This window comes from Rhodococcus sp. DMF-1, assembly GCF_021441945.1.
Classification (GTDB): Bacteria; Actinomycetota; Actinomycetes; order Mycobacteriales; family Mycobacteriaceae; genus Rhodococcus; species Rhodococcus ruber.
This window is the reverse complement of record NZ_CP090442.1, coordinates 3,856,781-3,867,606: the sequence shown is the minus strand read 5'-3', so window position 1 is coordinate 3,867,606 and position 10,826 is coordinate 3,856,781. Positions and strand designations below refer to the sequence as shown.

General features: G+C 69.9%; 11 protein-coding genes. 5 read left to right on the top strand and 6 right to left on the bottom strand.

The genetic code is table 11. The features are described 5' to 3' along the window. Window position 1: 1 nt before the first annotated feature. Genes LZP97_RS17575 through LZP97_RS17565 form a run of 3 tightly spaced genes read right to left on the bottom strand, consistent with a single transcriptional unit; the run spans window position 2 to window position 2,289 of the window. Entirely contained in the window at window positions 2-1,522 is a 1,521-nt protein-coding gene (locus LZP97_RS17575) for a 4Fe-4S dicluster domain-containing protein (protein ID WP_048773693.1), read from the bottom strand. A 4-nt stretch (window positions 1,523-1,526) separates the two neighbouring features. Continuing rightward, entirely contained in the window at window positions 1,527-1,760 is a 234-nt protein-coding gene (locus LZP97_RS17570; RefSeq protein ID WP_010593701.1) for a sulfurtransferase TusA family protein, read from the bottom strand. Window positions 1,761-1,785: 25 nt separating this feature from the next. Further along, a complete protein-coding gene (locus LZP97_RS17565) occupies window positions 1,786-2,289 on the bottom strand; it encodes a DsrE/DsrF/DrsH-like family protein (protein WP_010593700.1) in 504 nt (167 codons plus the stop codon). A gap of 170 nt (window positions 2,290-2,459) precedes the next feature. Here LZP97_RS17565 and LZP97_RS17560 point away from each other — a divergent pair, with 170 nt between their 5' ends. Together LZP97_RS17560 and LZP97_RS17555 are read left to right on the top strand one after the other, a co-directional pair. Next, window positions 2,460-3,605: an MBL fold metallo-hydrolase gene (locus tag LZP97_RS17560; RefSeq protein ID WP_010593699.1), complete on the top strand. Its 1,146-nt coding sequence runs from the start codon at window positions 2,460-2,462 to the stop codon at window positions 3,603-3,605. Between the two features lie 119 nt (window positions 3,606-3,724). After that, entirely contained in the window at window positions 3,725-4,087 is a 363-nt protein-coding gene (locus LZP97_RS17555; RefSeq protein ID WP_026137777.1) for an ArsR/SmtB family transcription factor, read from the top strand. Window positions 4,088-4,140: 53 nt separating this feature from the next. Here LZP97_RS17555 and ilvD read toward each other — a convergent pair whose 3' ends face one another. Together ilvD and LZP97_RS17545 are read right to left on the bottom strand one after the other, a co-directional pair. Then, window positions 4,141-5,835, bottom strand: a complete 1,695-nt coding sequence (gene ilvD, locus LZP97_RS17550; protein WP_040274818.1) for a dihydroxy-acid dehydratase — start codon at window positions 5,833-5,835, stop codon at window positions 4,141-4,143. Between the two features lie 317 nt (window positions 5,836-6,152). Beyond that, complete coding sequence (locus tag LZP97_RS17545) at window positions 6,153-6,725, bottom strand: TIGR03086 family metal-binding protein (RefSeq protein ID WP_010593696.1); 573 nt, start codon at window positions 6,723-6,725, stop codon at window positions 6,153-6,155. A gap of 130 nt (window positions 6,726-6,855) precedes the next feature. Between LZP97_RS17545 and LZP97_RS17540 the strand changes: the two genes are divergently transcribed. From LZP97_RS17540 to LZP97_RS17530, 3 genes are read left to right on the top strand one after another with little or no spacing between them, the layout of a single operon-like run. Beyond that, a complete protein-coding gene (locus LZP97_RS17540; RefSeq protein ID WP_017680815.1) occupies window positions 6,856-7,851 on the top strand; it encodes an aldo/keto reductase in 996 nt (331 codons plus the stop codon). Between the two features lie 42 nt (window positions 7,852-7,893). Next, entirely contained in the window at window positions 7,894-9,228 is a 1,335-nt protein-coding gene (locus tag LZP97_RS17535) for an MFS transporter (RefSeq protein ID WP_017680814.1), read from the top strand. Continuing rightward, window positions 9,200-9,805: a GTP pyrophosphokinase gene (locus LZP97_RS17530; protein WP_017680813.1), complete on the top strand. Its 606-nt coding sequence runs from the start codon at window positions 9,200-9,202 to the stop codon at window positions 9,803-9,805. The genes LZP97_RS17535 and LZP97_RS17530 overlap by 29 nt, the downstream gene beginning before the upstream one ends. Window positions 9,806-9,938: 133 nt before the next feature. Here LZP97_RS17530 and LZP97_RS17525 read toward each other — a convergent pair whose 3' ends face one another. After that, the gene (locus tag LZP97_RS17525) at window positions 9,939-10,787 is read right to left on the bottom strand and encodes a 3-hydroxybutyryl-CoA dehydrogenase (RefSeq protein ID WP_010593692.1); all 849 of its coding nucleotides are present in this window, start codon (window positions 10,785-10,787) and stop codon (window positions 9,939-9,941) included. Window positions 10,788-10,826: the final 39 nt, after the last annotated feature.

Here is a 10,826-nt window from a genome sequence, read left to right as displayed (position 1 = left end):
CTCACGACAGCGGCGGATCCTGACCCGCCCGGACGAACACCGTCTCGTAGGCCAGCAGCGCGACCTGCGTCAGCAGACCGGCGGCAATCAGGAGGACGGCACCGGCGGAGCCGTTCCACGACGGGGCGGCCAGCGCGGCCGCCACCACTGCCGGGGCGATCGCCCCCAGCCGGAACAGCCGGGCGTAGCGGCCTCGGGTGACGATGTGCGCGGCGACGGTCGCCTGCCGGCTCGCATGCCTGCCGGAGTACTCGATGCCCAGCATCAGCAGATGCAGCACGGTCGAGATCACGAAGACGCGGACGAGGAAGGCGACCGCACCGTCGGTGAGACCCGCGAACGGCGCGAGGACGAGCAGTGCCCCGGTCCCGACCATGGCGGCCTGGACCAGCAGGTGCCAGAACAACAGCGGTGACTGCCACAGGTCGCGCCCCTCGGCCTGCCCGAAGAGGAACCCGGTGTAGCCGGCGACGAGCGCGCCGGAGGCGAGGGCGGCCCAGGCGAGTACCGTTGTCGCCCAGCTTGATTCGAGCAGGCTGGCGAGGACCCACAGGGCGGCGACACCGCCGAAGACGGCCAGCGCGTACGCGCCCCACACGAGCCACGAGGACCAGTTGGATTTGAGGAAGATGTTGAGAAAACGCTCGGGCCGCTTCAGGTCCCAGATCAACAGCACTCCGGTGAGCGCCGCGCCCGCCATGGCCACCACGGGGGCCGCGTAGTCGCCCAGCCACCCCAGGTCGATGCCGAGGAGGTGGGCCAGCCCTGCGACGGCGAGGGCGCCGGCTCCGACGGCCTTGGTCCACAGGTAGGTCGTCACGCGCCATCCCCACGGCCGCGGATGGGCCGTGTTCAGCGTGGTGCGCGCCTTGGTCGTGCGATCCCTGGGCAGGTCGGCGGCGGTCTCGCGGCGGTGCGCGTCCGGCTCCGCCCAGATGTAGGTGTCGGCGACCGGCGCGGCCAACGGATCGAGGACCGCCCGGTCGGCACCGAGATAGAAGACGTTCGGCCCGGTGTTCTGCTCCGGGGAACGCACGGTGGTCTGCTGCGTGCTGACCAGGGTGGCGATGCCGCTCGTCGGATCGTCGAGGTCACCGACCCAGATCGAGTGGGTGGGGCACACCACGACGCAGGCAGGCTCCATCTCGTTGTCGATACGATGCGCGCACATGTTGCACTTCGCCGCGGTGTGGGTGTCCTGATCGATGTAGATCGCGTCGTAGGGGCACGCCTGCATGCAGCTCTTGCACCCGATGCAGCGCTCGTTGTCGAAGTCGACGATCCCGTCGTCGCGCTTGAACAGGGCTCCGGTGGGGCAGATCTTCACGCACGGCGCATCGGTACAGTGGTTGCACCGCATGACACCGAAAGATCTTGTGGTGTTCGGAAACTCGCCGGAATCGACGTACTTCACCCACGTACGGAACTGGCCGAGCGGCACCTCGTGCTCAGTCTTGCAGGCGACCGTGCAGGCGTGGCAGCCGATGCACGTGCGCTGGTCGATCGCGAAGCCGTAGCGCACCGAATCACTTCTTCCGGATGAGGTAGCGGTGGATGCCGTCTTCGCTGTTGTTGTCCAGCAGTTCGTTTCCCGTGTCGTTCGCCCACGAGGGGATGTCGCGTCTCGATCCGCCGTCGGTGGCCTCGACGAGCAGGATCTGCCCCGACTCGAGCTTCTTGATCGCGCGCGAGGCGAGCAGCACCGGCATCGGGCACTTCTGTCCCTTGGCGTCGACGACGACGTCGATCTGGTAGTCCACGGTCGGCTCCTGTGTCGGGAACGGATCAGATGAACAGGCTGATCTGGGACCTGCTCATGGCGGAGAGGGCGGTGGCTGCACCGACGGGCTCGCCGACGCCCTCGATGAGCTGGTCGTGGCGCACACCGAGCAGGTCCATGCTCATCTCGCACGGCCACAGGTTCACCCCCATTTCGGTGCACATCTCGACCAGCTCGGCGGGATGGGCCACATTCTTCTGGCGGGCAAGCTTTTTCATCATCCACGGGCCGGCGCCACCCAGGTGGAGCTTGGACAGTTTCATGTGCTGCATCCCGGGCCGGTTCATGCCGGCCAGCGCCTTGGTCATCGCGTCGGTCCCGGTGATCCGGACGTCGTCGCGCACCAGGGGGAACAGTCCCCAGAAGGTGAAGAAGATCGTGGTGGACATTCCGTAGGCGGCACCGGTGGAGCCCAGGATCAGCGCCGGCCACATCCTGTCCAGATCGCCGCTCCAGGCCACGATCGTCATGCTCTCGTCGTCGACGTCACGCTGCGGGTTGTCCGACATGCGCCGGCCCCTTTCGTGGTTGCCGGGGAGGCCTTGTCCGGCCTTCGCGCGGAGTGTTGCGATATGTGATCCAGGACACTACATTCGTGTATGCGCATACCGCAAGATGGTTCGGAAAGTCGCCCTCCCGGTGTGCGGACCACCCGCCCGTTTCGTCCCTGGGAGGACACGTGGCCGATACCGTCACCGCATCGGAGCTGTTTCTCGAGCTCCGGGCGGGCACCGTTCCCGAGATCCTCGACATCCGCAGCACCGAGGATTTCCGGGCCGGCAGGATCGAAGGACCCCGGCCCGTTCCCACTCGCCACGTCCCGGTCTATCGGGTGATGGAAGAGCTCGAGGAACAGGCCGCCGCCACGCGGTCGGGTGCCGTCGTCGTCTGCGGGCAGGGCAACGGCTCCGAACTGGTCGCCGAGGAATTCGAGACGCTGGGCCTGCGCACCCGTTCCCTCGAGGGCGGTACCGACGCGTGGAACCGGCTCCTCGTTCCCGTCGAGATCACCGGACTGCCCGGCGACGTGCGCATCTGGCAGTTCCAGCGCCCGGCGAAGGCCTGCCTGTCGTACCTCGTCGGCGTGCCCGGCGGCCGCGGCATCGTCGTCGACCCCGCCAGGTCGACCGAGGCATACCTGGAACTCGCTCGAAAGCAAGATGTTTCGATCGTGCACGTCGTGGACACCCACGTGCACGCGGACCACGTCAGTGGTGGCCCGGCGCTGGCGGCCCGGCTCGATGCGGAGTATCACCTGCCGCCGGAGGACGCCGGCGGCATCGTCCCGTTCCCCAACCGGCCGCTGAAGGAGGGCGACGAACTCGACCTGGGATCCGCCGCCGTCCGGGCCATGACCATGCACCTGCCGGGCCACACTCCCGGCACGACGGCACTGCTGGTCAGCGAATCGGTCCTGCTCGTCGGCGACACCGTCTTCGTCCGGGGCCTCGGCCGGCCCGACCTGACCGGCCGGGCCGAGGAGCTGGCGCGGGATCTGTTCCGCAGCGTGCACGACAGGCTGCGGCCCCTCGACCCGCGAACGACGATCGCCCCGGCCCACTGGTCGAGCAACGAGGAGATCAACGCCGACGGACTGGTCGTCACCACGCTCGAAGAGATCTTCACCGCCACACTGCTGAACGAGCACGCCCTCGAACGCTTCGTCGAGCAGATCGTGAACTCGCTGCCCGCCGCCCCGGACACCTACGAGACGATCCGCCGCGTGAACGCCGGACAACTCGCTCCCGCCGACGACGAGATCGACGTCCTCGACGTCGGCCGCAACCAATGCGCGGCCTCGACCTCCCTGAAGGCCGCCCACTGAGCGGCACGGCCGCCGACGACACCAGCACGCTCGCCGCGCTCGCGCCCCGGCCGCGATCCGGGACGCCGCTGCCCCCCGACCGGCACACCTATACTCGGCACCCGACGCTCGGAGGAGTGATGGAACAAGACATCGCGGCACAGTTGCAGGAACTCCACGCCCGAGTCTGCAAGGCCATCGCCGACCCCAAGCGACTGCTCATCATCAACGAACTCCGGGACGGTGAACTCAGCGTCGGTGACCTGTGCGAGGCGCTGGGCTTCAGCCAGTCCAACGCCAGCCAGCACCTGTCCGTTCTCCGCGAGCGCGGGATCGTGAACGCGCGACGTTCCGGCAACAACGTCTTCTACTCGCTGCGCAGCCGGAAGATCGTGCAGGCGGTGGACCTGCTCCGGGAATTCCTGGCCGAAGACCTGGCCGACCAGGCGAACCTGCGGGGCGCCCTCGACGGCCGGAAAGTCGACCTCGGCCTCGATCGGTAGGGCGCCGTCGCGCAGGCCGATTCTCCACCGTCCCGACGGATCCGCGAATCGGGTCAGCCGCAGACCGCCCCGCCCGACGCCGAACCGACCAGCTTCGTGTACTTGGCCAGCACCCCGCGCGTGTAGCGGGGAGGCAGCGGCTCCCACCCCTGCCGGCGGGACGCGAGTTCGTCGTCGTCGACCAGCACGTCCAGGGTGCCGTTCGCGACGTCCAGCCGGATCGGGTCGCCGTCGCGGACGAACGCGATCGGGCCGCCGTCCACGGCTTCCGGCGCCACGTGCCCGACGCACAGGCCCGTCGTGCCCCCGGAGAACCGGCCGTCGGTGAGCAGCAGCACGTCCTTGCCGAGCCCGGCGCCCTTGATCGCGCCGGTGATGGCGAGCATCTCCCGCATTCCCGGCCCACCCTTCGGGCCCTCGTACCGGATCACCACCACGTCGCCCGCCGTGATCGTGCCGTCCTCGAGGGCATCCATCGCCGCCCGCTCGCGCTCGAAGACCCGGGCGGTGCCCTCGAACACCGACTCGTCGAACCCGGCGGACTTCACCACCGCCCCGCCCGGGGCGAGACTGCCCTTCAGGATCGTGATGCCACCCGTGGGATGGATGGGCTCACCCAGGGCGCGCAGCACCTTGCCGTCCGGATCGGGCGGGGCGATCTCGGCCAGGTTCTCGGCGACGGTCCGCCCCGTGACGGTGAGGCAGTCACCGTGCAGCAGACCCGCATCGAGCAGCGCCTTCATGATCACCGGGACGCCACCGATGTGGTCGACATCCTTCATCACGTGCCGGCCGAACGGCTTGACGTCGGCCAGATGCGGAACGCGAGCACCGATGCGGGAGAAATCGTCCAGCGTCAGCTCGACCCGCGCCTCGTGCGCGATCGCCAGCAGGTGCAGCACCGCGTTGGTCGACCCGCCGAACGCCATCACCACGGCGATCGCATTTTCGAACGCCTCCTTCGTGAGGATGTCGGAGGCCGTGATGCCGCGGCGCAGCAGGTTCACCACGGCCTGGCCGCTGCGGCGGGCATATCCGTCGCGGCGGCGGTCCGTCGCCGGCGGCGCCGCGCTGCCCGGCAGCGACATACCGAGCGCCTCGGCCGCGCTGGCCATCGTGTTCGCCGTGTACATGCCGCCGCACGCGCCCTCGCCGGGGCAGATGGCCCGCTCGATCGCGTCGACGTCCTCCCGGCTCATCAGCCCCCGGGCACACGCGCCGACCGCCTCGAAGGCGTCGATGATCGTCACGTCGCGTTCGGATCCGTCGGACAGCTTCGCGACGCCCGGCAGGATCGACCCCGCATACAGGAACACGGCCGCCAGGTCGAGACGCGCGGCGGCCATCAGCATCCCGGGCAGGGACTTGTCGCACCCGGCGAGCAGCACCGACCCGTCGAGCCGCTCCGCCTGCATGACGGTCTCCACGCTGTCGGCGATCACCTCGCGTGAGACCAGCGAGAAGTGCATCCCCTCGTGGCCCATCGAGATGCCGTCGGAGACGGAGATCGTGCCGAACTCGAGCGGGTAGCCGCCGGCGGCGTGCACGCCGTCCTTGACCGCCTGCGCCAGCCGGTCCAGCGACAGGTTGCACGGGGTGATCTCGTTCCACGACGAGGCCACCCCGATCTGCGGCTTGTCCCAGTCGTCGTCGCCCATGCCGACTGCACGGAGCATGCCGCGTGCGGCGGTCTTCTCGAGGCCGTCGGTGACGTCGCGGCTGCGGGGCTTGATGTCCGGCTCGGTCACACTGCTCGCCTCCGGCTCGGTCACACTGCTCGCCTCCGGCTCGGTCACACTGCTCGCCTCCGGCTCGGTCACACTGCTCGCCTCCGGCTCGGTCACACTGCTCGCCTCCGGCTCGGTCACACTGCTCGCCTCCGGCTCGGTCACACTGCTCGCCTCCGGCTCGGTCGCCCTGCTCGCCTCCGGCTCGGTCGCCCTGCTCGCCTCCGGCTCGGTCGCCCTGCTCGCCTCCGGCTCGGTCGCCCTGCTCGCCTCCGGCTCGGTCGCCCTGCTCGCCTCCGGCTCGGTCGCCCTGCTCGCCTCCGGCTCGGTCGCCCTGCTCATCGCGTTCCTCCCGGCCGGGGGTCGCGCCCGGTCAGCGCCAGCAACCGGTCCTGCAGGGGCGCGTCGTCGGGCATCGGCACCGGCGGCGCGAACAGCCCGCTCGCACCCAGCATCTCGCGCTGTGGCTGCAGGTCCTCCCAGACGGCCGTCACCAGGTCGGGGTCGAGGGTCTCGTCGGCGCCGACGGCCCGCGCCAGATCCCAGGTGTGGATCGCGATGTCGCCCACCTGCTGTCGCAGATAGTCCCGCGCGGGGACCATCCCGTACGACAGGTGTACCTGTCTGTCCGGATCGGTGGACGCCCACGCGACGGACGCGTCGACCGCGTGCCGGTCCCACTCGGCCGACAGGTCGTCGCCGAGGGGGACGAGGTCGGCCTCCGCCTCGGCGATCGTCTTTCCGGCGAGGAGGGGCGGCACCCACCGTTGCTCGTCCACCACATGCCGGACCAGCGTGGCGACGTCCCATTCGGTGTCGGGGGTGGGGGCGGACCAGTCGGTGACCGCCGAGAGCCGGTTCTCGAAACCCTGCCGGGCGATGCGCTGCAATTCGAGCCAGTCGTACGACATGGATTCAGCGTAGGCGGGTGGTGGCGACGGCACCGGGTTTCCCGGACGTGCGCCGGATGCCGATGTTCGGAAGGATCGAGCAGGCGCGCCCGGCGCGCCTCCCGCTCGTCCGACATGCACTGGAGAATTCATGCCCGTCCCCACCGTCGCCCTCGCGCCCGGCCTGACCGTCAGTGCCCAGGGATACGGCGCGATGTCCGTCTCGCCCGCCTACGGCCCGGTCGACCTCGACGAGGCCCTCGCCACGCTGCATCACGCGGTCGATCTCGGCATCACGTTCGTCGACACCGCCGACGTCTACGGCGACGGCACCAGCGAGCGGGTCGTCGGGAAGCTGCTGAAGGATCGCGGCGACGAGGTGCAGGTGGCCACCAAATTCGGCCTGGTCGGCGCGCTGGGTACCGGCAACCGCGGTATCGACGGCCGCCCCGAATACGCGAAGCGGGCGATCGACGAGTCCCTGAGCCGGCTCGGGGTGGACAGCGTCGACCTGTACTACCTGCACCGCGTGGACCCGACCGTCCCGATCGAGGACACCGTCGGCGCCCTCGCCGAGCTGGTGCAGGCGGGCAAGATCCGGCACATCGGCCTGTCCGAGGCCACCGGCGACGAGTTGCGGCGCGCGCACGCCGTGCACCCGATCGCCGCGATCCAGTCCGAATGGAGCATCGTCTCCCGTGACGTCGAGAAGAACGTCGTGCCGACGGCCGCCGAGCTGGGCATCGGATTCGTGCCGTACTCGCCGGTCAGCCGGGGTCTGCTCACCGACGACTTCGACGCCGGACAGATCGGCGACCGGGATCTGCGCCGGCGTTTCCCCCGGTTCGACGCCGAGGCGCTGCCCGCCAACCTGCAGGTGCGCGCCGCGGTGCGCGCGGTCGCGGACGAGGCGGAGGCGACCGTCGCCCAGGTGGCGCTGGCGTGGCTCGACGCCAGGGCGCGGCAGTTCGGGTTGCCGTCGATCGCGATCCCGGGCAGCCGCTACGCCGCGCGCGTCACCGAGAACGCCGGGGCACTCGACGTGCGGCTCACCGACGAGCAGCTCGTCCGGCTCGACGCCCTCGCCGACACCGTCGTGGGCGGGCGGGCCGCGGACCCGACCTGGGTGTCGTGGGGCCGGGAGTGACTACCGGCGGGTAGACGCCTCGCCGCGTAGGGTCGTTTCATCATGAAACGGGTGTGGTGGGTGTGGGGCGTGGGTGTCTTCGCCTATGTCGTGGCCGTCATGCATCGCACGTCGTTCGGCGTGTCCGGTCTCGCCGCCACCGAACGTTTCGACATCACTCCGGCCGTGCTCTCCGGATTCGTGGTCCTGCAGATCGTGGTGTATGCGAGCATGCAGATCCCGGCCGGGGTGTTGCTCGACCGGTTCGGTTCGCGGGTGATGATCGCCTCGGGTGCGGCGATCATGGCGTCGGCGCAGCTGGTGCTGGCGTTCACCGAATCCCTGCCCGCCGCCTATGCGGCCCGAGTCTTCGTCGGCGCGGGCGACGCGCTCACGTTCATCTCGGTGCTCCGACTGGTGCCGGTGTGGTTCGACGTGCGACGGGTGCCGCTGGTCTCCCAGCTCACGGGCATCCTCGGGCAACTGGGGCAGGTGCTCTCGGCGCTGCCCTTCGTGCTGATCCTGAACGGATCGGGGTGGAGCGCGGCCTTCGCGAGCGCTGCCGCTCTGGGGGTGCTCGCGTGCGTGCTCGCCGTGGCCGTGGTGCGCGATGCACCGCCCGGCGTGGTCGTGCGGACCCAGGCTGCGGGGATGCGGCAGGTGCTCGGGCAGCTCGGGGTGGTGTGGCGCCGGCCGGGGACGCGGCTCGGGTTCTTCACCCACATGGGGACCCAGTTCTCCATCACCACGTTCGCGTTGTTGTGGGGCATGCCGTATCTCCAGTCGGCGCAGGGACTGTCCGCGGCCGCCGCCGGTTCGCTGCTCACCCTCTCCGTGGTGTCGGCGATCGCGGCCGGCCCGGTGCTCGGGATCCTCAGCGGCCGCTTCCCGCTGCACCGCTCGTGGCTGGTGCTGTCGATCATGGTGAGCAACGCGGTGATGTGGACGATCGTGCTGCTGCTGCCGGCGCCGGCCCCGATGTGGCTGCTCGTCCTGCTGATCGTGATCATCTCGGTCGGCGGGCCCGGGTCTATGATCGGATTCGACTATGCGCGGACATTCAACCCGAGCACCGCGCTCGGCACCGCCCAGGGCATGGTCAACATCGGCGGATTCCTGGCGTCCCTGCTGGTGATCCAGGCGATGGGGGTGATCCTGCAGCGTCTCGGTGGCTACACCTTCGAGGCGTTCCGGGTCGCCTGGCTGGCGCAGTATCCCGTGTGGATCGTGGCGATCGTCGGGGTGCTCGTCACCCGCGGCAAGGCTCGCCGCGAGGCGGGCGTATCGCCGCGGACGTTGCGGCAGGTGCTGCGCGACGGTCGTCGCGCAGGGCCGGCGAATCCGCAGACGCGCGTCGAGGAGGCTGGCGATGACGGGGATCGGACCCGAGCGGACTGACAGCCCCCGACGGGATCCGGCCGGTGTCGGCAGGTCCGGCGGATTCGCCCTGGAGGACTTGCGGACCAAGGTCGGAATCGTGCGGGACGAGTTCGTCGATCGTCACGGCTACGACCCCGTCGAACACGTCGAGTCGTGGACAGCCGCTGCCGCGCCGTCGTCCGGGCTCGCCGGAATCCGCATCACGTGCGGAGTGAACGCCGACGTGTACCGGCTGCGGGATCTGCTCGCCGTCCGGCGGGACGTGCGGGTGGTGGAGGCGCGGGACTACATCAGACGCGCGGGTCCCGACGGATACCGGGGTCTGTGCCTCGTCGTGGAGGTTCCGGTGGCACGGTCGGACGGCGTGCGCGCGGTGCGCGTCGAGGTGCAGATCCGCACCGGGATCATGGAATCGTGGGAGTTCGTGGCGACCCGGCTGCGCACCGGATTCGCCGATCACCTGCCTCCGGAGATGCTCGACGAGCTGGGCGCGGCAGCCGAGCGTGCCCGCGACCTCGACTCGCGGATCGGCGCCCTGCACCGGCGCATGGAGGACCGCATCGCCGGGTCGCAGCAGGAGGCGCCGCCGGCCTAGGCCCGGCCGTGCACTTGCGCGCGCAAAACCTTGTCGCGCGGGCATTTACGGGCGCATACAGCACCACCCCGCGCGGGGACGACGACGGCACGGACCCCCGCCGAGAACTCGACGGGGGTCCGCGGTGTGAGGCTCAGTTGTAGCTGTAGAAGCCCTGGCCGGTCTTGCGGCCGAGACGGCCGGCGTCGACCATGCGGCGCAGCAGCGCCGGCGGCGCGTAGTGCGGCTCGGCGAACTCGTCGTACAACGACTGGGCGGCGTTGAGCGTGACGTCGAGGCCGACGGTGTCGATGAGGGTGAGCGGACCCATCGGGTAGCCGCAGCCGCCCTTCATCGCGGCGTCGATGTCTTCCTTCGTCGCATAGCCCGACTCGAGCATCCGCACGGCGGAGGTCAGGTACGGGATCAGCAGCGCGTTGACGATGAAGCCCGCGCGGTCGCCGGCGCGGACCGTCGTCTTGCCGAGGGTGTTCTTGACGTAGTCGAAGACGGCGTTCGCCGTCTCCTCCTCGGTGGTCAGCGCCGAGATGATCTCCACCAGCGGCATCACCGGCACCGGGTTGAAGAAGTGCACACCCACGACCTGACCCGGACGCGACGTCGCCTGGGCCATCTTGATCACCGGCAGCGACGAGGTGTTGGTCGCCAGGATGCCGGACGGCTTCACGACCGCGTCGAGCTTGGTGAAGATGTCGACCTTGAGCGACTCGATCTCGGGCGCCGCCTCGATGACGAGATCACGGTCGGCGAGATCGGTGACGTCGGTGGTGACGCGGACCCGCGCGACGGCGGCGTCGGCCTCCTCCTGCGTGATCTTGCCGCGGGCGACGCCCTTGCCGATCGAGCCGGCGACACGCTTGCGTGCCGCCTCGGCGAATTCCTCGCTGGTCTCGAGCACGATGACGTCGCTGCCGGCCTTGGCGCACACCTCGGCGATGCCGGCACCCATCGTGCCGCCACCGACCACGCCGATCAATTCCACTGCCACGGGGGATTCTCCTCGTTACGAAGGTTGGACCAG

Excerpts from the sequence above, each read along its gene's own strand:
- LZP97_RS17565 (WP_010593700.1), bottom strand. The coding sequence starts at position 2,289 with ATGTCGGACAACCCGCAGCGTGACGTCGACGACGAGAGCATGACGATC.
- LZP97_RS17555 (WP_026137777.1), top strand. The coding sequence starts at position 3,725 with ATGGAACAAGACATCGCGGCACAGTTGCAGGAACTCCACGCCCGAGTC.
- LZP97_RS17545 (WP_010593696.1), bottom strand. The coding sequence starts at position 6,725 with ATGTCGTACGACTGGCTCGAATTGCAGCGCATCGCCCGGCAGGGTTTC.
- LZP97_RS17540 (WP_017680815.1), top strand. The coding sequence starts at position 6,856 with ATGCCCGTCCCCACCGTCGCCCTCGCGCCCGGCCTGACCGTCAGTGCC.
- LZP97_RS17535 (WP_017680814.1), top strand. The coding sequence starts at position 7,894 with ATGAAACGGGTGTGGTGGGTGTGGGGCGTGGGTGTCTTCGCCTATGTC.
- LZP97_RS17530 (WP_017680813.1), top strand. The coding sequence starts at position 9,200 with ATGACGGGGATCGGACCCGAGCGGACTGACAGCCCCCGACGGGATCCG.